Genomic DNA, 26,092 nt, shown 5'->3' with positions numbered 1-26,092 from the left:
AGATTATGTCTTTAGATTGGGATAAATTGCGTGTTTTTTATTTGGTTGCTAAATATTCTTCTTTTACACATGCGGCAGAACAGCTAAATATTTCTCAGTCATCTATTAGTAGGTATATAAGTGGGCTTGAAGCAGAAATAGGGGTTAAGCTTTTTTATCGTCATGCACGTGGTCTTACATTAACAGAACAGGGCAGTAAACTACATCACGTTACATCTGAGGTTTATGGTAAGTTAGAAAATGCACAAATTGAGTTGCAGCAATTATCTGAAAAACCATCTGGAAAATTGCGGATTGCAACAACGATAGATTTAGGACAAAATCTATTACATGGTAGTTTGAAAGAATTTCTATTGCTATATCCTGACATTCAAGTTCAATTTATTCTGGATAATAAAGATATAGATATTAGTATGGACTATGCTGATTGTGCTATTCGCCTTCGAAAACCAAGTCAACCTTCTTTAATACAGCGTAAATTAGTTACGATTAATATGCATGCTTATGCTTCTTCTAATTATATTAAGAATCGAGGCGAGCCATTATCTATTCAAGATTTAGATAAACATAATTTAATTACTTTTGGTGATTTGATTCCTAAATGTATGGAGGATTTTAACTGGTTAGCTACAGTTGGTCGTCCTCTTGGTGAGCATAGGATTTCTTATTTGCAAATTAACAGTTATATTTCTATTATGCAATATTGTATGTTAGGATCTGGGATAGCTCTTTTGCCAGATTATCTTGTCAAAGATAATAAAAATTTAATAAGAGTGATGAAAGATGTTAGTGCTCCATCGTTTGTTGTTTATTTTTGTTATCCTGAAGCATTAAAAAATACTGAAAAGTTAAAAGCTTTTAGAGATTTTATTGTTCTTAAATCTCAAGATTGGAAATTTTAAAATAAAAATCATGATACCCTCTGATAATTGAAATGTATTTTTGGTAATTATCTAAAGTAATATTATTATTTTAGTACGAGTTTTCTTTCTTTCATTAGATGTATATTACTTTTATGGTCGTCTGATTATTGATCAAATTATTTATTTGAGCTATTTTAAAGGAATATATATATTGCATTTGAAATTTGTAAAAACTTTATTCTAATTTAGAATATATCTTGATATTAATTTGAATACTTTTATCGGCAAATAAGATTCATAGTTAGTATTTAAATGCTCAAAGGAGGACAATAGTATATGAAGGCTTTGGCGATAATTTTAGGGACTATAGTTCTTGCGGTATTAGGAGCTATCATCTATGTGTCTATTAGTTCAACATTTGTTGATAATAATAAAAAATTCAGCAGTGATGTTCATTTGGTAACACAAGATGGAAAAGATTTTTCTGTTAATTCTTTATATAAAAAACCATCGATTGTTTTTTTTGGATTTACCCATTGTTCCGAAGTTTGTCCTAATAATATTTCTAAATTAGATCGTTTACTAAAACAAGTTGATCCAACTGGAACATTGTTAAATGCATATTTTATTACTGTTGATCCTAAAAGAGATACTCCAGAAGTTATGAAAAATTTTGTAAAGAGATTTTCTGATCGTATCGTTGGAATATCAGGGGATCCTGTTAATGTAATGAGTGTAGCAAAGAGTTTTCGTATTTATGTTAATAATGTTATAGTAGAGAAACCGGATATAGAAAAAAAATATTTTGTTGATCATACAACGGCTCTCTTGTTGTTTAATACTTTTGGAAATATTGTCGGCGTTATTCCTTACAAAGAAGATTTTGATTCTTCCATTAAAAAGGTTAATAGATTAATTGAACAGGGTAATGCATTAAAATAAATTATATTCTAATTTTGATAATTAAGTAAATATAGGAAGATTATAGAAAGTACTTTATTAGATTTTTTTCTTGTATTAATAGAAGTATATTCCTTAATTTTTCATAGTTCTATTCTAAGAATTGAGTGGATTGATCTTAATTTATCTTATATAAAAATAAAATTTATTCAAAGGAATATATTTTTTTAAAGATGGAGGTATATGTTGTTTTTAAATATTTATTATCGTTTTTTGATTATCAAGTAATATATTTCTTTATATTTTAATTTGTATAAAAATTATAATATAAATAATTCAGTACCTAATATGGATTTATATGATACTTCGATAGTTTTATCATTTTTTACTTAAATTATAAGCGTGACAAATTTTTATTTTTATAAATTTTTTTTATACATATAAATTATAGTATAATTTAATTTATAAAAATTTTTTATTGATATAATATTGAGGAAAATAGGTTCCTTGACATTTAATGGTCATATAATGATTGAGAAGGGTAAATTTTATATATGTATTTATTTCATAAAAAATTAAACTTAGAGAAAAAGTTTAGAATTAGTAATACTCTTCCAGATTGTTATTTTATATGAATAATATATCAAGTAAAAATTTTCCTATTTCCTTTCCTGTTCTCGTAGTAGATATAGGAGGAACTAATGTTCGTTTTGCAATATTGCGTAATATGGAATCTGATATCGAATTTTATTGTACAGTAAAAATTGATGATTACGATAATTTAGAACATGCGATACGAGATGTAGTTTACAGTAAAATTTCCATAAGAATACGTTCTGCTTTTCTGGCTATTGCTGCCTCAATTGGTGATCAAAAAAGTTTTAAGCTTACAAATTATCAGTGGGATATTAATCCAGAAGAATTAATTTCACATATGCAGTTTGAAGATGTATTGCTGATTAATGATTTTGAAGCACAAGCTCTTGCAATTTGTTATTTATCTCCTTCTGATTATGTTCCTATTGGACGTGTTATAGAAAGAGATACTAGTTATCCATCTTCATCTCGGTTGATTGTTGGTCCTGGAACAGGGTTGGGTGTTTCAAGTGTGATACGATCAAAAGATTCTTGGATTCCAATTTCTTGTGAAGGAGGACATATGAATATAGGTCCTAGCTCAAAACGTGATTATGAAATTTTCCCTTATTTGAAAGATCGTGCTGAGGGAAGATTATCTGCCGAAAAATTACTTTCTGGAAAAGGTCTTCTAAATATTTATCAAGCTATTTGTATGGCTAATGGTTTTGAAAATAAAACAGTATTATCTTCAAAAGATATTATTGCTCAAGGTGAAAATCCTATTGCTTTAGAAGCAATTAATCTTTTTTGTGATTATCTTGGGCGTGTTGCAGGTGATCTTGCTTTGATTTTTATGGCAAGAGGTGGAGTATATATTTCTGGTGGTATTCCCTGTAGAATTATAGATTTATTGTGTAATTCTCGTTTTCGAAATGCTTTTGAAGATAAATCTCCTCATAAAGAGCTCATGTATAAAATACCTACATATGTTATAACTAATCCTTATATTGCAATTTTAGGTATGGTTTCTTATATAAAAATGGCAGATCGCTTTAATTTTATCGTCGATGAAAGAGTGAGGCGCAGGTGGATTAAATAGTGATTGATAAAATAATCTACTAAAATACTTATATGTTTTTCGGGAGGGATGAATATGTTGAAATCGCCAATGAAGGTAAGTGTTTTAGGTGGAGGACGTATGGGTAAATATTTAATTAAAGAAATCCATGATCATCCTTCTATTATATTAAATTCTGTTATAGTGCGGTCTGGATCTCCTCTTATAGGAAAAGATGTAGGAAATGTTGTAGGTATATCTCCTATGGGAGTAATGTTTTCTGATAATTTGGAATCTGCTCATGATGTAGATGGAATAATTGATTTTTCTTCTCCTGCATTGACGTTGCAGTCTTTACATTTTTCATCTAAGCATAATCTTGTGCATGTTATTGGAACTACAGGTTTTTCTATTAAAGAAAATGAGATTATTGCGTCTTTTGCAAATAACGTAAGGATTGTAAAATCAGGAAATATGAGTTTAGGAATAAATTTTTTAAGATTTTTAGTTGAAATTGCTGCAGAATATTTTCCGGAAAAGGATTGGGATTTTGAAATTTTAGAAAAGCATCATCGGCATAAATTAGATGCTCCTTCAGGAACTGCATTATTACTTGGAGAAGCAATAGCAGATGGTCGTAAGGTTAATCTTAAGGATCACATTATCTTAGATCGTAATCAAAAACAGCAGGTTCGTAAAAAAGGATCAATTGGTGTTTCTTCATTGCGTGCTGGGTCTATAGTTGGAGAGCATTCTGTTGTTATAGCGGGTGAAGGTGAATCTATTATTTTATCCCATAGTGCATATGACCGTTGTATTTTTGCTAGAGGATCTTTGACTGCTGCATTATGGGCAAAATCTAAAAGTTCTGGTTTATATTCCATGCGTGATGTCTTACAGAATGTTTCTAAGGACAAAGTAAATGAGTAGAAGACTTGTTTTGGTACGACATGGTCAAAGTGAATGGAATATAAAGAATCTATTCACTGGGTTGCGTAATCCTCCATTAACTTCTATTGGATTAACTGAAGCTATTGATATTGGTAAAAAATTCATTGAACGATGTATTGTTTTTGATGCTGCTTTTAGTTCTTCTTTAAAACGAGCACAAGATACTTGTAAGATAATTTTACGAGAAATCAATCAGCAGTATATTATTCCTATTTATGATGATGCGCTTAATGAACGAGATTATGGACATATTTCTGGTATGAATAAAGATGATGCTTGTAAAAAATGGGGGAAAGATCAAGTATACTTATGGCGTCGTTCTTATAATATAGCTCCACCAGGGGGGGAAAGTCTTAGAGATACAGTTGCTCGTGTTATACCTTATTATATTCAATCTATATTGCCGCTTGTCCTTCAGAATAAGTCTGTTCTTGTAACAGCTCATGGTAATTCTTTGCGTTCTTTGATCATGGTTTTGGAAAAAATAAATTTAGAAAATATTCCTAAAATAACTATAGATACTGGAGAAGCCTTTGTTTATAATTTAGATTTAGATGCAACTGTTATTTCAAAACAAGTTATTCGAAAAGATTATTATATTTAATCCATAAATTAACGTTAAGTCCTTGATATTATAGTATTTTTCCCTTATTGTCCGTGCCTTTTTTTTATTGGGTTCGTGATTAATTGAAGAAGAAATCACCTTAGAAGCATTGATTACTAAACGCATTCTATTAGCTCCATGATTTTATCTTGCAGCTTGTACTACTGATTTTTCCACCAAAATACAGTCATAAGATAAGTAGTGGTTCCACCATCGGGATAGTAAGGTAGCAGAGGTTTACGAACTCCATGAGCAGATTTATTAATTCCAGCTTTTCGTGCTTTTGATTGAAACCACATACTGAATTGATGGGTATTAATTATGGCTTTTTCTCTATTAACAAAAAAAGTATCTTTCCCTATTGGCGTAATCTCAAGAAGTTCCATGAAATATTCAGGTGATTCGAAAGTTACGCAGAAACATTCTTTAGAATATAGCAAGACACAGATTAAATTATCCAAAATGGATAGAAAAGCTCAGATAGATTTAGCAAAGATGAAGAACTAAAATCAGATAAACCTAAAAATAGTTCATGCAAAATACGAAAAAAAGAAGAAACATGTTGAATTGATAGATGGTCTGATTAATTTAATGAGACTACTTACAATTTTTTTATTGGATTATGTTTTATCCGTTATTGGCGATTTATCTTATAGCCACGAAGACTATATCTGTAGATCTTATGACATATTTTTCTTCTTTTACCCAAGAAATCATGTCTTGTATTTTAGGTTACATGTTTGTTGATAAAACAATTCAAAAGAACAAAAAGTGTAAAAAATTGATAATTTCAAATATTTTTTAGCTATTTCTAACGCTAAAAGTTTAGTATTTTTTATTATAGGTTCCTTGCTCTCTGTAGTAATATTTAATAAGAAATAAAGGTTATAAGTAATTATCGTATTTTTAATTTGACAATTAGTTTTTCCCTTATAACACAAAACAAAAAAATTCTTAATATCTTCTGGGCTAGCATTTATGATAGCCTTTGACACAAATTCCGTTGCGTTTGCAATAGCCATTGACATGAAAATTTTTACAATACCCATGTTCCCCATACCCATGGCGGCAATTAAGTTTACGTTTGCCACTAAAGCCAAGAAAAACAAATAATAATCCTAAAGTAGAAATATGTTTCATGGTTACCTATCATAATGTAAAAGTTGCAACATTTAGTTGCATTAATATGTATTACTCACTTATTTGGGTAAATAAGAGAGGGGGGATTAATTCTTAATTAGTTAAAAATAAGTTTAAAATTATGAACGAATAGGTGCGGATTTACTATAGGAAGGGTAGCCTAATCAGCACTCCCTTAAAATATGATTATGGTCATCTAAGTGATTTATTTTACTAAATAACCTAGGTTATTCTATTTAATATTTCACTTCTTTAATTGGGAAAATTAAATGATATTGTTATATCTTAATCTTCTCCTTGCCAGTTATCAGATACCTTAATATCTACTTTTAGCGGAACTTTCAAATCTATTTTAGGAAAGCATGCTTTTTCCATTGAGCAGACTATGATTTGAGAGGCAGTAGTAATCTCTTCTTGTGGAACTTCAAATACAAGTTCATCGTGAATTTGCAATAGCATTTTAGTAGACATTTGATTATATTCGATTGATTTCTGAACTGAAATCATAGCTCTTCGTATAATATCAGCTGCAGATCCTTGAATTGGAGCATTAATCGCCGCTCTTTCTATGGTATTACGAATTGATGATTTAGGAGAATCTATTTCATCATAATGTATGCGACGACCAAAGATAGTTTCTACGTATCTATTTTTTCTAACAAATTTTTTTGTTTTTTCAATATACTCATGTATTCCAGGAAAACGATCAAAATAGCGTTTAATATAATCAGCAGCTTCAGATCGTTTTATTTTAAGTTGATTAGCAAGTCTAAAAGGCGAAATGCCATAAATGATACTAAAATTTATAGTTTTTGCATGTCTTCGCATTTGTGAAGACACCTCTTCTATTTCTACGCCAAAGATTTCTGCTGCTACAATCTTGTGAATATCTAGTGAATCTTTAAAAGATTGATATAATGGAGTTATCCTTGCTATATGAGCCAAAACACGCAATTCAATTTGGTTATAATCTGCAGAAATTAGTTTTTTATTATTATTAGCAATGAATGCTTTACGAATTTTTTTTCCTAAATTAGTTTTTATAGGAATGTTTTGAAGATTAGGTTCTAGGGAAGTTAAGCGTCCAGTAATTGCAGAAGTTAAAGAATAGAAAGTATGAACACGTTGTGTTTTTTTATTTATATGATTTGGTAGAGAATCAGCATATGTAGATTTTATCTTTGAGAGCTGACGCCATTCTAAGACATGTTCTATTATAGGATTTTGTCCACAATCTATTTGTTCAAGATCTTGAGCTGTAGTTTTCCATTTTCCTGTTTTTGTTTTATTACTTCCTGGAAATTGCAGTTTTGTAAATAAAATATCACCTAGTTGTTTAGGTGAGCTTATATTGAATTTTTCCCCAGAAATATTATATATTTTTTCTTCCAACAATAATAAATCTCTAGATATTTCGATTGCAATTTTTCCGAGTAGTTCTTTATCTATTTTAATTCCTGTTATTTCCATTTTGGATACAACATCAATCATTGGTTTGTCTAATCTTTCGTACACGTGTATTAATTTTTCGACAATTAATTTAGGCTTAAGAAGCAACCATGATTGTAAGATAATACTACTGCTCTCTATAAGATATTTTTGAATTTTTAAATCAGGAATTTGGTCAATTGATATGCGTGATTTTCCTGATTTTAAGAGTTCTTTGCGTGTTATAAGAGTATAAGATAGCCATTTTCTCGCAATATTAACTATATCATGAGAAGATCGTCCAGAATCCAAGACGTAGGACATTAGCATTATATCTTCAAATCCATATATGTTTATTCCATAACGATAAAGTACTAATTTATCATATTTTATATTGTGACCTATTTTGAGAAAAATTTCATTCTCAAAGAAGTTTTTAAAATATGATAGAATTTCTTGAACTGAGATACCTTCTTTTGAAGGTGCATTTTCTACTTTGTCTTGAGATGTATTTAATGAAAGATCAATGAATATGTTTTCTATCTTGAAGGATGAGATATCTTTTTGATTTAAAATACTGAAAGCAATAGCTATGGGCTTAGAATCTAAAGCATTAGCTGTATCTGTAATTATTTTGAAAGAAGCACAACTATTTTTTTCTAGTGTTTTAACCAATTCTTTAAGGTCTTTAATATTGGATATTATGGTATAGTAATCATTATTTATCGGATATTTGGTTAGCGATTGTAGCCGTTCTAAAAATAACTTTTTAGGAGTATGTTCCGATACCGTTATTGTTTTGTTAGATTGATTTGTAAAACTTTCGAATTTATTTTCTTCTACATCGTTAAAATCATTTTTTATATTATCGTCTATATCTAAAGTTATGGGTTCAATGTTATCTGCATCGCAATATAAAGATTCAGCAACACGTTTGGTTAGTTTTGTAAATTCTAATGCTTTAAGAAAAGAAATTAATTGAGGACCGTTGCAATCTTTAAATATAAGATTTTCTAATGGAATGGTTATTGGTACGTCAGTACGTAGAGTTACAAGTTTTTTGGCAAGGCGAGCTGTATCTGCGTATTCTAGAATGTTTTTTCGTCTTTTATTTTGTTTTATTTTGTCGGCATTTATAAGAATGTTTTCAAGATTTCCATATTCTTGTAGGAGTAATGCTGCTGTCTTATATCCTATTCCTGGTATTCCAGGTATGTTATCGGTGGAATCTCCTGTTAATGATTGTAAGCATATCATTCTTTCTGGAGGAACACCCCATTTTTTAATAACATATTCAGCATCGATTTTTTCCTCCTTAATAGTATCGTATAAACAAGTAGTAGGGCTGATTAATTGTGTTAAATCTTTATCTGTAGAGATGATAGTAACAAAAATTCTTTCTTTTTCTGCAATACGTGCATAGGTTGCGATAATATCGTCTGCTTCAAATCCTTTTATTTCAATAGCTTGTATTCCGAATGCTTGTGTTGCAAGACGTACAAGTGGTAATTGTGGAAGTAATGTTTTGGGAATTTCAGGTCGATTAGCTTTGTAGTCTTGATATAGTTCATTGCGAAAAGTTGTAGCAGAATGATCAAAAACAACAGCGAAATGTGATGCTATATTTTCTTTGTGAGAATTTTGTAGTAATTTCCATAGCATATTGCAGAAACCAGCAATAGCGTTAACAGGTAGTCCATCTCGTTTACGGGAAAGAAAAGGAGTTGCATAAAAGGATCTGTATATAAAACTAGATCCATCGACTAGAAAAAGATGATTATCTTTTTTCATAAAGGATTTTACTCTTAAAAATTATTTGTTAAACTCAGTTTGAACTGAGCATCTTTTAGATAGCTATTTTGGAAGTTAGTATAATTATAAATCAAAAACTTCTTCACGTGTATTAGTAATTGTTTGTATATGTATACGTCAATAGTTTTAACTATACTTTCTAAAATGTCATTGTAATCAAGGGATGTAAGTATTTATTAACCCTATTTCAATATGGATAGATCTAGTATATTAGATATATTTGATAATTAGCTATTATTTTGAAGTGGGTTCAAATTGTTTGTTATTTCTATTATTTTTTCTCAGATATTCTGGAGTGTTACATGTTATTTGGTGAATCTATCCCTGCATTGATTACGCCGTTTACAAAGGGTAATTTAATTGATGAAGATGCTTTTATAGAGCATGTTGAATGGCAAATAACTGAAGGATCTAAAGGACTTGTTCCTGCTGGAACAACAGGAGAATCTTCTACTTTATCACATGAAGAACATTGTCGAATTATTGAATTGTGTGTTAAAACGTCAGCGGGTCGCGTACCTGTAATGGCTGGTGTCGGCTCGAACAATACTAAAGAATCAATTGAATTAGCTAAATATGCCCAAAAAATCGGTGCTGATGCTTTGCTAGTTGTCATCCCTTATTATAATAAACCTAATAAGAAAGGTCTTCTAGCTCATTTTGGAGAAATAGCTAATACAGTAAATTTGCCAATTTATATTTACAATAATCCAAGTCGCACGGTTATTGAAATGGATGTTTGTACGATGGCGAAATTATCAAAAACTTATCCTAATATAGTAGGAGTAAAAGATGCTACAGGAAGAATTGAATTGGTGTCAGAGCAACGTCTTGCTTGTGGGTCAGATTTTATTCAGTTATCGGGAGAAGATGCTTCAGCTTTAGGATTTAACGCTCATGGAGGTGTTGGTTGTATTTCGGTTACAGCTAATGTTGTTCCAAGATTTTGTGCTGAATTCCAACGAGCAACTATTCAGGGAGATTATCGTAAGGCGCTTGAATATCAAGATAGACTTATGCCTCTTCATCAAGCTCTTTTTATAGAATCTTCTATGTGTTGTGTGAAATATGCTCTATCTCGTTTGGGAAGAAATATATCATTAGTGGTAAGATCGCCTATGGTATCAATGCTTGAGAAGAAAACAATGATTGCTATTGATAAAGCTCTTGAACTAGTTGGATAGTTTATTGAATAATTTTATTATGAAATATATATTATCTCAAGGAATATGTATTTATAAAATTATATTGGGATTAGAATGAGTTCTAAATTTCGTAGTGATCCTTCCAAAAAGGTTATATCTGAAAATAGAAGAGCTAGATATAATTATCATATTATTAGCTCTTACGAGGCTGGTATTGTATTAACTGGAACTGAAGTTAAGTCGCTGCGTGTATCAAAAGTAAATATCTCTGATTCTTATGCTTCTTTTGAAGATAATGAAATTTGGTTAATGAATACCTATATACCAGAATATTTACAGGCTAATCGTTTTAATCATTTTCCACGTAGAAATCGCAAACTTTTACTTCGTAAAAAGGAAATACTTCGTTTGCATGCAGCTGTAAGTCGTGATGGTATGACTATTGTTCCAATGAAAATTTATTTTAATTCAAAAGGTTTTGTGAAAATTGATCTTGCCCTTGCTAAAGGCAACAAAATTTATGACAAACGTGAAGCTGATAAGAAGCGTGACTGGGATCGTCAAAAGAACAGGTTACTCCGCGAAATAAGTTAATTATCAACTGTAATATAGGTTACTTTTTCTATTATCCACCTGTATATATTTTAAAATGATAATTTTAAAAATACATTAGACTAGATTGTCATGCACTGTTCTTCAATTTTTAGATATCCTTAGACTATCAAAAAAATGTCTTTTGGTGTTTATATTAATTGGTGAGCGCGCTGGGGCTCGAACCCAGGACCTACCGGTTAAAAGCCGACCGCTCTACCGACTGAGCTACGCGCTCCCAAAAGATCTTTAAAGAGATCATCTTGAATCACAATATTCATATCTATATGAATGGTCAACTTAAAAATAACCCCTATATACATTTATTTGTTGGTTAGATGATGTATTTTATAATATAGTAGTTTATTTAAATATTAATATTTAAATATTATAGGATAGTTTTAGAAAGGTATGTTTTTTGCTTTTTAAGATAATTAATCTATTTTTTATGTTGAGAAATTCTAGGTGTTACTTTTGGTAAGTATGAATTTACTATCCAATTACGTAATTTTTTGATTGCTTGGGTAGGAAAAGATGTAATTTGATTATTGAATTGTATCGCAGGTAGGTTCATTAAGTAAGTATCATAAAATTCTTCGTTTTGCAGTCTAGTTGCTAATTTATATGTTTGAGAAGGATCTTCAGAGCTAGAATAAATATTACCACCTCCAATAATTAAAAAAGGTGTGAATCTAGACAGTGGATTAAAAGATCCTCGTGCATTTACAGATGAGGCCATTGACATCAATTCAATCCATACTGATATTGGGATATGTTGAAAGTTTAATGAATTATTTTTACAATTTTTTGTTATAGATGAATTTTTTAAAAAAAACTTCCAATTTTGACTATTTCGATTCCAAATATTGCTAGTTAAATGGTGCATGAATCTGCTTGGTGTATCTGATCCCTTGAAGAATTTTTCCATTTTTAAGAATGTTGTCATTATCATACAGCTGTGTTTTTCAAAACATAGATCAAGATTCCATAGAGCAATGCCAGAAAATTTTTGTGGATAATTTATCAGTGTTGATAAAGCGATAATTGTCCCGAGTGAATATCCAAAGAGAAGTACTGGTGTATTTCCGTGTTTTTCTGAAATCAATGTACGCAATTTCATTACATCTTGTAAGATTGTCTGATTATTTTGTTGGTAATAACTCTTATGAGGACAATTATGATCTTTGTTTATGTTGTTTTGGTAACTATGTATATAAACTGCAAGATTTTCTTCAGCAAGGTATTCACAGAAATCATTGTAGTCTTCTAGGTTCTCTTCTATGCTTTGACAAACTAGTATTATAGAACTAGGGGTCTTATGTACTTGATTGCATGAATAAGAGGTTTTGGTTATGGTTTTATCTTCGTTTAGAATAGTTGTCGGTGACATGCAATTTTGATCCCATTCTTTAATAAATGATAAGGTATACTATTTTGGTAAAAAATTGATTTCATCTAATTGATTACTTAGTCTTTGATTTAGTAACATAGTTGACCTAAAACTCAATTAAAAAGTAAGGGTATTTTTTATGGCGCGTAAGTTTATTTATCATATGGAAGGCCTCAGTAAATTTTTTGGAAGCAAAAAGGTTTTAGATAATATTAATCTTTCTTTTTATCCAGATGCTAAAATAGGAATTATTGGCCCTAATGGTGCTGGGAAATCGACTATTTTACGGATTATGGCTGGTCTTGATAAAGATTATAATGGTGATGCTTGGTTAGCAACTGATTTTACAGTTGGTTATTTACCTCAGGAGCCGCAATTAGATTATTCTAAAACAGTGAGAGAGAATATTTTAGATGGTGTCGCACATAAGCAAGCTGTACTCGACAAATATAATGAACTGATGATGAATTATTCAGAAGATACAGAAGAAGAAATTGCTAAGTTGCAAGATATTATAGACACCAAAGGGTTGTGGGATCTTGAGACTGAAGTGCAAATGTCTATAGGGTCTCTTAATTGCCCGGATGGTGAATCGGATGTTGTTTCTCTTTCTGGCGGAGAAAAGAGGCGTGTTGCGCTTTGTAGGTTGTTACTTTCTCGTCCAGATCTTTTATTGCTTGATGAACCAACTAACCATCTTGATGCAGAAACTATTGCATGGATGGAAAAATATTTACGAGAATACTCTGGTGCTGTCTTGATGGTTACTCATGATAGATATTTTTTAGATAACGTGACTAATTGGATTTTGGAAGTTGATCGTGGAAAAGGAATTCCATATCAGGGAAATTACTCTACATATTTGCAAATGAAAGTTAAGCGTATGGATCAAGAAAATCGTGAGGAAATTTCCCGTAAAAAAGCAATAGAACGTGAGAGAGAATGGATTGTATCTTCTCCTAAAGCAAGGCAATCTAAATCTAAGGCTCGTATTCGCTCTTATGAAGAATTAGTTGAATCTTCTTCGCAGCGTCATCCTGGCAACGCTCAGATTATTATTCCTGTCGGGAAGCGTTTGGGTAATGTTGTGATTGAGGCTAAAAATATTTCAAAATCTTATAATGATTGCCTATTGATTGATAATCTTTCTTTCAGATTGCCTCCTGGGGGTATTGTTGGTGTCATCGGCCCTAATGGAGCGGGTAAAACCACTTTATTTCGTATGATAATAGGAGATGAAATGCCTGATTCTGGCGTGATTAATATAGGAGAGACAGTATGTTTGAGTTATGTTGATCAAAGTAGGGATGCTTTAAATGCGGAAAAAACAGTTTGGGAAGAAATTTCAGGAGGGGATGATATAATTAAGCTCAATGAACATGAGATAAATTCTCGTGCTTATTGTGGTGCTTTTAATTTTAAAGGGGTAGATCAACAGCAGAGGATTGGTTCTATTTCTGGTGGTCAAAGAGGTCGTGTTCATTTAGCTAAAATCCTTAAAAGTGGTGGCAATGTAATTTTGCTTGATGAGCCTACTAATGATCTAGATACGGAAACATTATCCGCTCTTGAAGATGCATTAGAAAATTTTGCAGGTTGTGCTGTTATTATTAGCCATGATCGTATGTTTTTGGATCGCTTGGCAACTCATATTTTGGCTTTTGAAGGTAATGGTCATGTTGAGTGGTTTGAAGGCAATTTTGAAGATTATAAAAAAGATAAGTTATCTCGTTCTGGCGTTATCTAAATACTATGATATGTGGTTATCAAGATTTGAAGGTAATGATTTTTAATTGTTTCAAAAAAAATTAAAAAAATGTGAGTTAATAAAGAAAAAATATTGGATAATAAAACAACAGTATGTTCCCCCTAATACTACGTTGTATTATTTTGTGTTTTACACATGAAATCGTTCTGATAATCAAATCAATTGATAATTTCTATGTAGTTGTTATAACATGTTTTTCTTATTTTATTATCATATATAAATAATGTGTGATTTATATTTAGCTATATCTTTGAAATAATATTATTGTTTATATGTTATTTATATTAACACTTTATACGGATTTATATGTAACGTTGTTGGTATTTTAAATTATTTTGATAACTTAGATAATTTAATGTATTTATCAATATTTAGAATGTAGATTCTGTAATACGTATAAACATAGACGGGGAATCTTAAAAATATGGAGTTTAAGGAATATATGCAAAGAGGTTATGATGATATGTCTTTAGGTCTTGTTCCAATGGTAGTTGAACAAACTAATAGAGGAGAGCGTTCTTACGATATTTATTCTCGTTTGCTTAAAGAACGTATTATTTTTATAACTGGTCAGATTGAAGATCATATGGCTACACTCGTATGTGCTCAGCTTTTATTTCTTGAGGCAGAAAACCCTCAAAAAGAAATATCTTTGTATATTAACTCACCTGGAGGCGTTGTGACGTCTGGGATGGCAATTTATGATACTATGCAGTTTATTAAGCCTCCGATATCTACTTTTTGTATAGGTCAGGCGGCTTCTATGGGGTCTTTACTCTTATCTGCTGGTAAAAAAGGCATGCGTTTTGCTTTGCCTAATGCTCGCATTATGTTGCATCAACCATCTGGAGGGTTTTCTGGTCAAGCTTCTGACATTGAACGTCATGCTCGAGATATTATTAAAATTAAGCACCGTTTGAATAATATATATGTTAAACATTGTGACAAGACATATGAAGAGGTTGAGAAGACATTAGATCGTGATTACTTCATGTCAGCTGATGAGGCATCTGATTGGGGCTTGGTTGACAAGGTCTTGATATCTCGTGTTGATATCTCAGTAGAGCACAAGTAATTTTTTGATTATATATCTTTTGCCAAATAAAATATCGAAAAGATTTTAGGACAGTATAGCGTAATATGGATTATTTGTTTTTTATGTAAATGTCTGATGTAAATGAATTGATATTTTAAAATTGTGTATAAGTACGAGAGCGAGAATGTTTTAACTACGGAAGATGTGTTTTATGGTAACGAAAAATATAACGTTGTTTGTAAATAATGTTCTATGTTATTGAAGTTATTTTAGAATGTTTTTACAGCTTGCTAATTAAGGGAGAATTCTATGAGTAAAACCGGCAATAATGGTAGTGTCTCAAAGAACGCGCTTTATTGTTCCTTTTGCGGTAAAAGTCAACATGAAGTTAGAAAATTGATTGCAGGTCCTACGGTATTTATATGTGATGAGTGTGTTGAGTTATGTATGGATATTATTCATGAAGAGAATAAGTCTTCTATAACTAAGTCACATGAAGGTATTCCTAATCCACAAGAGATACTTCAAGTTTTAGATGAGTATGTTATTGGACAAAGTCAGGCAAAAAAAGTTTTAGCGGTTGCGGTTCATAATCACTATAAACGCTTAGCTCATTCTTCTAAGAATAGTAATGTAGAACTTTCTAAGTCGAATATACTTTTAGTTGGTCCTACTGGATGTGGTAAGACTTATCTTGCTCAAACTCTTGCGCGTATTATCGATGTTCCTTTTACGATGGCTGATGCTACAACATTGACAGAAGCTGGTTATGTCGGTGAAGATGTTGAAAATATTATTTTAAAATTGCTGCAAGCGGCAGATTATAATGTGGAACGTGCTCAGCGTGGGATAGTATATATCGATGAAGTTGATAAGATATCTCGGAAATCTGATAACCCTTCTATTACCCGTGATGTTTCAGGAGAAGGAGTGCAGCAAGCTCTTTTGAAAATCATGGAAGGAACTATTGCTTCTGTCCCGCCACAAGGGGGGAGGAAGCATCCTCAACAGGAATTTTTACAAGTAGATACAACAAATATTTTATTCATTTGTGGTGGAGCATTTGCGGGATTGGATCGTATAATTTCTGCTAGAGGAGAAAAGGCCTCAATAGGTTTTTCTGCTGTTGTTAAGGATTCAGATGATCGTCTTATCGGAGATGTATTACGTAATATTGAATCAGAAGATTTAGTAAAATTTGGATTGATTCCAGAATTTATAGGTCGTCTTCCTGTATTGGCCTCTCTTGAGGATATTGATGAAAATTCTCTTGTTAGAATTCTTTCTGAGCCTAAAAATGCTTTGATAAAACAATATCAATGTCTTTTTGATATGGAAGATGTGAAACTTATTTTCCATGAGGATGCTTTGAGGGAAATTGCTAAACGTGCTATTGTTCATAAAACAGGAGCTCGTGGTTTACGTTCTATATTAGAAAAAATACTCCTTGATACTATGTTTGAATTACCTATGTTAAAAGGAGTTAGCAGTGTGATTATCTCTGAGGATGTTGTTAAGGGTAGTGCATGCCCTCTTAATGTGTATGATGATAGGAGAGATGAAAAAGCTAACGTTTCTGCTTAAATTTTTATCGTGTGCAATATGGGGTGTTCTTTTAAAAATAGATAAATGATTTGTATTATTTATATGTGATTTAATAACATAATGACATTCTGAATTTAAGCGAAAGTAATTTTTTGAAGATGTTTTTTTTAAAATATATCTTTGATTTTCTTTTGTATTCTTATATGTTTTAGATATATTGATATAATACAGCGTTTAAGTTACATTTATAAATCTCTATTCTACGGTATTGTTATCGTAGTTATTTATTTCGGTGGGTGATTTTGAATCAAGACGATGAAAAAAAGTCAGGTGTTGCGTGTGAAGGCGAGAGTAAAGATCTCTGTAGCAGTTCTAGTATAACTTATCCACTTTTGCCGTTGCGTGATATTGTGGTTTTCCCATATATGATTGTTCCATTGTTTGTGGGAAGAGAGAAATCAGTGCGTGCTCTTGATGAAGCAATGAGTTCTCATAAGAAGATTGTCCTAGTTACTCAGTTGAACTCTAGTGATGAAAATCCAGTATCTTCTTCTATTTATAAAATTGGTACTGTAGTTGATGTATTGCAAATCCTAAGATTGCCCGATGGTACTGTGAAAACTTTGGTGGAGGGAAATGTTAGAGCTCGTATTGTTGAATATATAGAGCGTGACGATTTTTTAGAAGCTAATATTCAAGTTTTGCCAGATCCCGATGAGAATTTAATTGAACTTGAGGCACTTAGTCGTTCTGTTATCTCAGAATTCTGTAATTATATAAAATTAAATAAAAAAATTTCTCCTGAATTAGAAAGTATTACTTCTCAGATTGAGGATTTTTCAAAACTAGCAGATGTAATTTCTGCTAATTTATCAATTAAAGTAACTGATAGACAAAAAATATTAGAAGCTGTTTCTGTAAAAGAACGTCTCGAAATGTTACTCGTTTTTATGGAAAGTGAAATATCTATTTTACAAGTTGAGAATCGTATACGTTCTCGAGTAAAACGTCAGATGGAAAAAACACAGCGTGAGTACTATCTAAATGAGCAAATGAAGGCTATTCAAAAAGAACTTGATGATGGTGAAGAAGGTCGTGATGAAATAGGAGAATTTGAGGATCGTATTTCTAAAATAAAGCTTTCAAAAGAAGCTCGCGAAAAAGCATTGTCTGAATTGCGTAAATTACGTCAGATGAATCCTCTCTCTGCTGAATCTTCTGTTATACGTAATTATTTAGATTGGCTTTTAGGAGTTCCGTGGGATAAAAATTCAAAGACTAAAAAGGATCTTGATTTCGCTACTAGTGTTCTTGAACAAGACCATTTTGGTCTTGCAAAGGTTAAAGAACGTATTATTGAGTATTTGGCAGTACAGATTCGTTCAGCTGAGAATAAGGGGCTGATTCTTTGTTTTGTCGGGCCTCCAGGTGTAGGAAAGACATCATTAGCACAATCTATTGCAAAAGCAACAGGACGTAATTATGTAAGGATGTCTCTTGGTGGTGTTTATGATGAAGCAGATATTAGGGGTCATCGTAGGACTTATATAGGTTCTATGCCTGGTAGGATTATACAGTCGCTTAAAAAATCTAAAAGAAGTAATCCTTTGCTGTTGTTGGACGAGATTGATAAAATGGGATCGGATCTTAGGGGAGATCCGTCTGCAGCATTATTAGAAGTTTTAGATCCAGCTCAGAATTCTTCTTTTGTTGATCACTATTTAGAAGTTGAGTATGATCTTTCTAAAGTTATGTTTGTTATGACAGCTAATACTTTAAATATTCCTATTCCTTTAATGGATCGTATGGAAATTATACGTATCTCTGGCTATACTGAGGAAGAAAAATTACAAATAGCTAAGAATCATCTTATTAAAAAAGTTTTAAATATAAATTCTCTTAAGTCAAAAGAATTTGATATAAGCGATGATGTATTATTAGACATAATTCGTCTTTTTACACGTGAAGCTGGAGTTCGTAATTTTGAACGTGCATTGATGAAAATAGCACGTAAAGCAGTTACCAAAATTGTAAAAGGTATTGAAAAGACTGTTTCTATTAACAAAAGCAATTTACAAGATTATCTAGGAGTTCCTCATTATAAATATGGTCAAATAGATGGAGAAGACCAAATTGGTATTGTTACAGGATTGGCATGGACTGAAGTGGGCGGTGAAATATTGACGGTTGAAGGTGTCGTCATGCCAGGAAAAGGTAAAATTACTATTACAGGTAATCTTAAGGAAATAATGAAGGAATCTATTTTAGCAGCTTCTTCTTATGTGAAATCAAGATCTTCTTCTTTTGGTATTCTTCCGACAGCATTCAATGATACCAATATACACGTTCATGTCCCAGAAGGAGCTACTCCTAAAGATGGTCCGTCTGCTGGTATTGCTATGGCAACTGCTATAGTATCTATTATGACTTGTATACCGGTTTATAAAAACGTTGCTATGACAGGTGAAGTAACTCTTCGTGGTAGAGTATTGCCAATAGGGGGATTAAAAGAAAAACTTCTTGCTGCTTTAAGAGCTGGTATTACAAAAATATTAATTCCTGAAGAAAATGTTAAAGATTTGATGGAAATTCCTAAAAATGTTAAGAATGGATTAGAAATTATACCTGTTTCTTTTATGGAAGAAGTTCTTGAGCATGCATTATTAAGGATGCCGAAATCCCTTGAAAGCGAAGGTGATAATTCTCTTCCTTTATCTGTAGGTGATATTAATGTTAGAAAAGATAGTAGATCAATAACTCATTAGTAAAATTATAATATTGTATTAATGAATATAATTAATATAGAATTCTTCCTATCTTTTAAATTATAGTATTCATATAAAGTATTAATCTTTATTTCTATAAAAAAGATATTTTAGAATATTTCAATGCGTTTTCTAGTAGTTTTTCATACGTGGTATTAGTTATTTCTATAGCTCCGAATTGTTTTAGATGATTAGTGATAAACTGTGTGTCTAACAATAGAAATTGGCGTTTCTTGAGATGTTCTACTAGATGAACAAGACAAATTTTTGAAGCATTTTCCATGCGAGAAAACATACTCTCTCCAAAAAATATAGCTCCAAGAGACACTCCATATAATCCTCCGACTAATTGTTCTTCTTTCCATGCTTCTACCGTATGAGCATACCCCATATGAAAAAGATCAATATATGAATTTCGTATTTTTTTATTAATCCAAGTTGACTGACGATTATGTGTTTTCTGAGAACAGGAGGATATCACGCTTTCAAATGCTGTGTTAACACGAATATCATATATTCCACGGCGAATATATTTATTTAATCTTTTTGAAATATGAAATTTATCTAGAGGAATTATTCCTCTTTTAGAAGGTTTTATCCATAAAATTTCTTCGCTATCATCTGAATCAGCCATTGGGAATATTCCCAAAGAATATGCTCTGATTATAATATATGGATTTATATTCATAATTTAGTTATTTAGGGAATTAGAAATTTAGGATGTTTGTTTTAGAAAATTGTTTTCTAGCCAATGAATATCATAATTTCCTTTTATAATATCTTCATTCTTTATTAGATTTTGAAATAATGGTATAGTTGTTTCTATTCCATCTATAACAATCTCATTTAATGCTCGATTTAATCGCATCATGCATTCCTTACGGTTTTTCCCATGGACAATTAATTTAGCTATAAGGCTATCATAGTAAGAAGGTACCACGTATCCTTGATAAGATGCAGAATCCATTCTTACTCCTAATCCACCAGGAGCATGGTAATAGGTGATTTTACCTGGATTAGGTATAAATTTCTCAGGATCTTCGGCGTTAATGCGACATTCTATAGCGTGACCAGAAAATTTTATATCTTTTTGTTGTATAGATAAACGATTTTCCGATGCTACGTATATTTGCTCATGTACAAGATCTAAGCCTGTAATTGCTTCAGTAATAGGATGTTCTACTTGTAATCGTGTATTCATTTCTATAAAGTAGAACTTTCCGTCTTCATAAAGAAATTCTACTGTTCCTGCACCACGGTAACGAATCTTTTTTATTGCTTGCACGCATATTTCGCCTATTTCTTCACGCTCCTTGGCACTTATTACAGGAGAATGTGCTTCTTCCCATATTTTTTGATTACGACGTTGTACGGAGCAATCTCGTTCACCAAAATGAACAGCATTTCCCATACCATCTCCAAAAACTTGTATTTCAATATGACGTGGATTTTTAAGATATTTTTCTATATAAACGGCATCATTACCGAAAACGGCTAGTGATTCGGAGCGTGCTTGATTAATTGCTTCTAGCAAATCGTCTTCAGAGTGCGCTATGCGCATTCCACGTCCTCCTCCTCCTGCAGAAGCCTTGATCATCACTGGAAAACCTATTTTTTTAGCTATATTCATAGCATTTTTATTATGCACTTCCCCATCAGATCCAGGAACCACAGGTATTCCAAGCTCTTGGGCGGTTTTTCTTGCAGTAATTTTATCACCCATCATATTTACATGTTCTGAAGAGGGTCCAATGAATTTGATATGATGAGCTTCTAATATTTCGGCAAATTTTGCATTTTCTGAAAGGAATCCATATCCAGGATGAACAGCATCAGCATTTGTTATCTCACATGCAGCTACTATTTGTTGAATATTCAAATAGCTATCCTTGGGGTGAGGTGGTCCAATACATACGCTTTCATTTGCTAATCGTACATGCATAGCCCCAGAATCTGCGGTTGAATGCACCGCAACTGTAGAAATATTTAACTCTTTACAAGCACGCAAAATACGTAAGGCGATTTCTCCACGATTGGCAATAAGAATCTTAGAAATCATTTATTATCCTCTTTCTTTTCTAAAACCACAAGTGAATCACCATATTCTACTAATTGACCATTTTCTACATTTATACTCACAACTGTACCAGGGCATGGTGCTATAATATGATTCATTGTTTTCATTGCTTCGATAATAAGAAGGGTTTGTCCTTTGACTACAAGGTTTCCTTTGTTTACGAAAGGATCACTTCCTGGGCTACTAGCCAAGTATGCTGTCCCCACCATTGGAGAGGTCACTGTAAGAGAATTATCAGGAATAGGAATCTGGATATTTTTGGTGCTCAGTCTAGAATTATTATCTTCTATTGGTTTAGAATTACTATCTTCTGTTAATTGAGATACTTTAGATTCCAAGACGTAATTTACTTGTTCATTTTTTTTATCAAGGTTATTTATCGAAGGATCTTTTTGAGGAGAGCGCAACAAGCGAATTCGCACTCCATCGCCATCTACTTCAATTTCTGTCAAATTAGTTTCATTAAGGATATTTGCAATGTTTCGGATTAATGTAGGGTTAATTTTTGTTTTTTTATCAGTCATAATATCAATTAAAACTTCTCATTTTGGTTTTCGTAATTAGCGATCATAATCAAGAAATTTATTTTTTGTGCTAATAAACAAGGATTCTTCATACATATATTTTTTAGTATACGAATAAAAAGTTTTTTAGAGAAATGCAATATTCAAGATTTTCACTTTACATAAATAAAAATACTTTATTTTCATATAAATACGCTTTTTATGATATGTTCATTTTTCGTACTCTATTTTATTATAGAGATAATCGTATATTAAAATCAAGAGTTTCCTTACATGTGCATATTTAACTAATATTTGGATCAATGTATAAACAATCTTGATAAAAGTGATAATATTGTTATCTTTGTAAAAGTATTTTGGAAATAATTTTTTCACTGGATAAATTATTTGTATTAGTTATTTATTTTGTAGTGTTATTTTCAAAAAAAATTGAATTAAGAAGAAAACATTGTTATTAGATGAAGATATTTTAGTTTTTTGATGATTTTATATGGATTCATCTTGACGTGAGCGTAAGAAAATATTACCACGGCTGGTACACCCGTGTATTTATCAGTTCTTGATATTCTTTTTCTGGTGTAATTTTCCAGGAATATGGTTGTTAGTGAATATGTCTTTATTTGATGTATTTTCCATTGATTTTTGATTTGGATAATTTGGCTGGTGCATTTTGTATGTAGCAGTTGTGTTTTGTTTTTGGATTGTAAATGAGGGATATCAAAGATGTTTTTTAGGAAGAGAGCTATAAAAAATGCCTACTGTTAATCAGCTTATACGCAAACCTCGTAAAGGATCTTTTCGTGTTCGTGCTAAAATGACAGCTCTTAGAGGTAGTCCTCAGAAAAGAGGTGTGTGTCTTCGTGTTTATACAGTGACGCCTAAAAAGCCTAATTCTGCATTGCGTAAGGTTATTAAAGCCCGTTTGACTAGTGGAATTGAGGTTATAGCTTATGTTCCTGGAGAGGGACATAATTTACAAGAACATTCAGTAGTTATGTTGTGTGGTGGTCGTGTCAAGGATCTTCCTGGGGTTAAATATCGTGTGATTAGAGGGGTTCTAGATACACAAGGTGTGAAGAACCGCAAGCAGGCTCGTTCTCGATACGGAGCTGGTCGTCCTAAATAGTTTTTGTGTTGGTCTTTAGTTTTATAGTATTGTAGTTAGATTGTGAAAGACAGAGAGTTATTATGTCCCGACGTCGTAGAGCGGTAGTCCGTGAAGTGTTGCCTGATTCAAAATTTTCTGATCCTATTGTTTCTAAGTTTATGAATGCCATTATGCATGACGGTAAGAAGTCTGTAGCTGTGAGTATTGTTTATGGAGCATTTGACCTGATTGAAAAAAAAGAGAAACAAGATCCAGTTATTCTATTTCGTCAGGCCTTGAGTAATGTTACTCCTCAAGTTGAGGTTCGTGTCCGTCGTGTAGGGGGGGCTGCTTATAGTGTTCCTGGGGAGATAACTGCTAAGCGAAGTCAGGCTCTTGCTATTCGTTGGATTATAATGGCAGCGCGCAAGCGTAATGAAACAACTATGATAGATCGTTTAGGAGGAGAGATTGTTGACGCTGCTAACAGTCGGGGTGTTGCTGTTAGGAAACGTGAAGAGACGCATAAAGTAGCTGATGCTAATCGTGCTTTTTCGCACTATCGTTGGTAATGTTGCGAAAGGTTCAAAAAAATGGCTCGTAAATGTAAGATAGAAGATAGTCGTAACTTTGGTATCATGGCCCATATAGATGCTGGTAAGACGACTACTACTGAGCGTATATTGTATTATGCTGGGAAATCTCATAAAATTGGTGAAGTGCACGATGGTTGTGCTACAATGGATTGGATGGAGCAAGAGCAGGAGCGTGGTATTACTATTACATCTGCTTCTACTACTGTTTTCTGGCAGGGACGTGATGGTATTCAGAAGAAATTAACTATTATTGATACTCCTGGACACGTTGATTTTACTATGGAAGTAGAGCGTTCTATTCGTGTTTCAGATGGTGCGATAACGTTGTTAGATTCTAACGCTGGTGTTGAGCCACAAACAGAAACGGTATGGCGTCAAGCTAATAAATACTCCACTCCTCGTATTATATTTTGCAATAAAATGGATAAAATGGGGGCAGATTTTTATCGTTCCGTTGAAATGATTTCTTCTAGGCTTGGAGCTAATCCTTTGGTGATACAATTGCCTATTGGGTCTGAGAGTGAATTTCAGGGTGTGATTGATCTTGTTGAGATGAAGGCTGTTTTATGGAAAAATGAAGATCTAGGGGCTAGTTGGGATGTAGTAGAAATACCGGAAGATATGAAAGATTTGGCTGATTCTTATCGTGAAAAGATGATTGAATCTATAGTTGATGTAGATGATACTGCAATGGATTCTTACTTGCAGGGTGAGTCTTTTAGTCCAGATAAGATACGTTCTTTAATTCGTTTAGGCACTATTTCTGTAAGGTTTTTCCCTGTTCTGTGTGGTTCTTCATTTAAAAACAAGGGTGTACAGCCTTTGTTGGATGCGGTGGTTGACTATTTGCCGTCTCCTCTTGATGTAAGGGCTATTAAAGGTATTGACGTAAAAACTGATAGTGAAATAGATGTTCCGGCATTGGACTCGGCGCCTCTTTCTATGCTCGCTTTTAAAGTGATGGCGGATAGTTTTGTTGGTTCGTTGACTTTTTGTCGTATTTACTCTGGGAAAATTTCAAAGGGAGATATCCTGTTAAACACGATCAAAGATAAAAAAGAACGTGTTGGTCGTATGATGCAGATGCATTCCAATTCCCGAGAAGACATTGATGAAGCTTATTGTGGTGATATTGTCGCTCTCGCTGGGTTAAAGGATACTATAACGGGAGAAACTTTGTGTGATCCTTCTAAGCCTGTTGTTTTGGAAAGGATGGATTTTCCTGAGCCTGTGATACAAGTTGCTATTGAGCCCAAGTCTAAAGGTGATCAAGAGCGTATGTCTCTTGCGTTAAGTCGCCTTGCGGCAGAAGATCCTTCTTTGCAAGTTCGGTCGGATCCGGATTCTGGTCAGACTATTATTGCTGGTATGGGTGAGTTACATCTTGATATCATTGTTGATCGGATGTCACGTGAATTTAGAGTAGATGCTAATGTCGGTGCTCCATATGTTTCTTATCGTGAGTCGATTACCAAGGCTTGTGTGCATGATTATATTCATAAGAAACAATCTGGTGGTGCGGGGCAATTTGCTAAGGTCAAGATAGGATTCGAGCCTAATCCTGATGGAGAAGATTTTGTATTCGAATCTAAAATTGTGGGGGGTGCTATTCCAAAAGAGTATATCCCTGGTGTGAAGAAGGGCATTGAGAGTATGCTTTCTTCTGGTCCATTAGCAGGTTTCCCTATGCTTGGAATGAAAGTTGTTTTATTGGATGGTGCTTATCATGATGTTGATTCTTCTGTTCTTGCTTTTGAGATTGCTGCTAGAGCTTGTTTTAGGGAGGCGGCAAGTAAAATGGGAGTGCAATTGTTGGAGCCTGTTATGAAGGTTGAGGTTGTTATCCCTGGGGAATATGTTGGTGATGTTATTGGTGATTTAAGTTCACGAAGAGGGCATATTCAGGGGCAGGAAAATCGTTCTGTATATGTTGTGATTGATGCTCATGTTCCTCTTGCTTGTATGTTCAAATATGTGGATTCTTTACGTTCTATGTCGCAGGGTCGGGGTCAGTATACAATGGTTTTTGATCATTATTCCCCTGTGCCTGTGCATGTTTCGAAGGAGATACAAGAAAAATATTCTATTGCAAAATAGTTGTGATTTACTGTAAGCTAATTAGCTTGTGCTAAAATATTTTATATTTTATGGCTTTATATTTGTTGAAGATGAGTTGAGATAAGGGAAATTGGTTCGATGGCGGTAAAACAGTTTATTCGTGACAAAGAGAGTCT

The 26,092-nt window shown here is 32.5% G+C and carries 22 protein-coding genes and 1 tRNA gene; 15 read left to right on the top strand and 8 right to left on the bottom strand.

Annotation, left to right across the window (positions count from 1 at the left end):
• Positions 1-5 precede the first annotated feature (5 nt).
• From GY664_RS03920 to GY664_RS03900, 5 genes are all read left to right on the top strand, one after another.
• On the top strand, positions 6-902 hold the full coding sequence (locus GY664_RS03920) for a LysR family transcriptional regulator (RefSeq protein WP_333948167.1): 897 nt from the start codon (positions 6-8) through the stop codon (positions 900-902).
• A 297-nt stretch (positions 903-1,199) separates the two neighbouring features.
• On the top strand, positions 1,200-1,805 hold the full coding sequence (locus GY664_RS03915; RefSeq protein WP_333948165.1) for an SCO family protein: 606 nt from the start codon (positions 1,200-1,202) through the stop codon (positions 1,803-1,805).
• Positions 1,806-2,394: 589 nt separating this feature from the next.
• Positions 2,395-3,441 carry a glucokinase gene (locus GY664_RS03910; protein ID WP_333948164.1) on the top strand — a complete coding sequence of 349 codons (1,047 nt, stop codon included), beginning with the start codon at positions 2,395-2,397 and terminating at the stop codon, positions 3,439-3,441.
• Positions 3,442-3,495: 54 nt separating this feature from the next.
• Positions 3,496-4,329 (top strand): 4-hydroxy-tetrahydrodipicolinate reductase, encoded by an 834-nt coding sequence (gene dapB, locus GY664_RS03905; RefSeq protein WP_333948163.1) that lies wholly within the window; start codon positions 3,496-3,498, stop codon positions 4,327-4,329.
• Positions 4,322-4,954: a 2,3-bisphosphoglycerate-dependent phosphoglycerate mutase gene (locus GY664_RS03900; protein ID WP_333948162.1), complete on the top strand. Its 633-nt coding sequence runs from the start codon at positions 4,322-4,324 to the stop codon at positions 4,952-4,954. Before dapB ends, GY664_RS03900 begins: the two co-directional genes overlap by 8 nt.
• Positions 4,955-5,115: 161 nt before the next feature.
• Here GY664_RS03900 and GY664_RS03895 read toward each other — a convergent pair whose 3' ends face one another.
• A complete protein-coding gene (locus GY664_RS03895; RefSeq protein WP_333948161.1) occupies positions 5,116-5,340 on the bottom strand; it encodes a hypothetical protein in 225 nt (74 codons plus the stop codon).
• Here GY664_RS03895 and GY664_RS03890 point away from each other — a divergent pair.
• The gene (locus GY664_RS03890) at positions 5,339-5,461 is read left to right on the top strand and encodes a hypothetical protein (RefSeq protein WP_333948160.1); all 123 of its coding nucleotides are present in this window, start codon (positions 5,339-5,341) and stop codon (positions 5,459-5,461) included. The genes GY664_RS03895 and GY664_RS03890 overlap by 2 nt on opposite strands.
• Positions 5,462-5,667: 206 nt before the next feature.
• Here GY664_RS03890 and GY664_RS03885 read toward each other — a convergent pair whose 3' ends face one another.
• The gene (locus GY664_RS03885; protein ID WP_333948159.1) at positions 5,668-6,063 is read right to left on the bottom strand and encodes a hypothetical protein; all 396 of its coding nucleotides are present in this window, start codon (positions 6,061-6,063) and stop codon (positions 5,668-5,670) included.
• 316 nt (positions 6,064-6,379) lie between these two features.
• Positions 6,380-9,313, bottom strand: coding sequence for a DNA polymerase I (polA, locus tag GY664_RS03880; protein WP_333948158.1), 2,934 nt, complete (start codon positions 9,311-9,313; stop codon positions 6,380-6,382).
• A gap of 323 nt (positions 9,314-9,636) precedes the next feature.
• Between polA and dapA the strand changes: the two genes are divergently transcribed.
• Together dapA and smpB are read left to right on the top strand one after the other, a co-directional pair.
• On the top strand, positions 9,637-10,518 hold the full coding sequence (gene dapA, locus GY664_RS03875; RefSeq protein WP_333948157.1) for a 4-hydroxy-tetrahydrodipicolinate synthase: 882 nt from the start codon (positions 9,637-9,639) through the stop codon (positions 10,516-10,518).
• Positions 10,519-10,593: 75 nt separating this feature from the next.
• Positions 10,594-11,073, top strand: coding sequence for an SsrA-binding protein SmpB (smpB, locus tag GY664_RS03870; RefSeq protein WP_333948156.1), 480 nt, complete (start codon positions 10,594-10,596; stop codon positions 11,071-11,073).
• A 159-nt stretch (positions 11,074-11,232) separates the two neighbouring features.
• Here smpB and GY664_RS03865 read toward each other — a convergent pair.
• Positions 11,233-11,308: transfer RNA gene (locus GY664_RS03865), tRNA-Lys, on the bottom strand.
• 201 nt (positions 11,309-11,509) lie between these two features.
• Positions 11,510-12,460, bottom strand: a complete 951-nt coding sequence (locus GY664_RS03860) for a serine aminopeptidase domain-containing protein (protein WP_333948155.1) — start codon at positions 12,458-12,460, stop codon at positions 11,510-11,512.
• A 139-nt stretch (positions 12,461-12,599) separates the two neighbouring features.
• Here GY664_RS03860 and ettA point away from each other — a divergent pair, with 139 nt between their 5' ends.
• From ettA to lon, 4 genes are all read left to right on the top strand, one after another.
• Complete coding sequence (gene ettA / locus GY664_RS03855; protein ID WP_333948154.1) at positions 12,600-14,207, top strand: energy-dependent translational throttle protein EttA; 1,608 nt, start codon at positions 12,600-12,602, stop codon at positions 14,205-14,207.
• Positions 14,208-14,652: 445 nt separating this feature from the next.
• Positions 14,653-15,303: an ATP-dependent Clp endopeptidase proteolytic subunit ClpP gene (clpP, locus tag GY664_RS03850; protein ID WP_333948153.1), complete on the top strand. Its 651-nt coding sequence runs from the start codon at positions 14,653-14,655 to the stop codon at positions 15,301-15,303.
• A gap of 270 nt (positions 15,304-15,573) precedes the next feature.
• A complete protein-coding gene (gene clpX / locus GY664_RS03845; protein WP_333948151.1) occupies positions 15,574-16,848 on the top strand; it encodes an ATP-dependent Clp protease ATP-binding subunit ClpX in 1,275 nt (424 codons plus the stop codon).
• A gap of 263 nt (positions 16,849-17,111) precedes the next feature.
• Positions 17,112-19,574, top strand: coding sequence for an endopeptidase La (gene lon / locus GY664_RS03840; protein WP_408612133.1), 2,463 nt, complete (start codon positions 17,112-17,114; stop codon positions 19,572-19,574).
• A 94-nt stretch (positions 19,575-19,668) separates the two neighbouring features.
• On the opposite strand, the gene aat is transcribed toward lon, so the two are convergent.
• The 3 genes from aat to GY664_RS03825 are packed head-to-tail and all read right to left on the bottom strand — an operon-like array spanning position 19,669 to position 22,175.
• Positions 19,669-20,262 carry a leucyl/phenylalanyl-tRNA--protein transferase gene (gene aat, locus GY664_RS03835; protein WP_333948150.1) on the bottom strand — a complete coding sequence of 198 codons (594 nt, stop codon included), beginning with the start codon at positions 20,260-20,262 and terminating at the stop codon, positions 19,669-19,671.
• A 27-nt stretch (positions 20,263-20,289) separates the two neighbouring features.
• Positions 20,290-21,633, bottom strand: a complete 1,344-nt coding sequence (accC, locus tag GY664_RS03830; RefSeq protein WP_333948149.1) for an acetyl-CoA carboxylase biotin carboxylase subunit — start codon at positions 21,631-21,633, stop codon at positions 20,290-20,292.
• The gene (locus tag GY664_RS03825) at positions 21,630-22,175 is read right to left on the bottom strand and encodes an acetyl-CoA carboxylase biotin carboxyl carrier protein (RefSeq protein ID WP_333948148.1); all 546 of its coding nucleotides are present in this window, start codon (positions 22,173-22,175) and stop codon (positions 21,630-21,632) included. Before GY664_RS03825 ends, accC begins: the two co-directional genes overlap by 4 nt.
• 751 nt (positions 22,176-22,926) lie before the next feature.
• Here GY664_RS03825 and rpsL point away from each other — a divergent pair.
• The 3 genes from rpsL (at position 22,927) to fusA (ending at position 25,955) form a co-directional block, all read left to right on the top strand.
• Positions 22,927-23,301: a 30S ribosomal protein S12 gene (rpsL, locus tag GY664_RS03820; RefSeq protein ID WP_333948147.1), complete on the top strand. Its 375-nt coding sequence runs from the start codon at positions 22,927-22,929 to the stop codon at positions 23,299-23,301.
• A gap of 62 nt (positions 23,302-23,363) precedes the next feature.
• Entirely contained in the window at positions 23,364-23,834 is a 471-nt protein-coding gene (gene rpsG / locus GY664_RS03815; RefSeq protein WP_333948146.1) for a 30S ribosomal protein S7, read from the top strand.
• Between the two features lie 21 nt (positions 23,835-23,855).
• Entirely contained in the window at positions 23,856-25,955 is a 2,100-nt protein-coding gene (gene fusA, locus GY664_RS03810; protein ID WP_333948145.1) for an elongation factor G, read from the top strand.
• Positions 25,956-26,092 lie beyond the last annotated feature (137 nt).

It is taken from the genome of Candidatus Liberibacter brunswickensis, from assembly GCF_036858155.1.
Classification (GTDB): Bacteria; Pseudomonadota; Alphaproteobacteria; order Rhizobiales; family Rhizobiaceae; genus Liberibacter; species Liberibacter brunswickensis.
The sequence above is the reverse complement of the archived record's forward strand: the minus strand, read 5'-3'. Positions and strand labels throughout refer to the sequence as shown.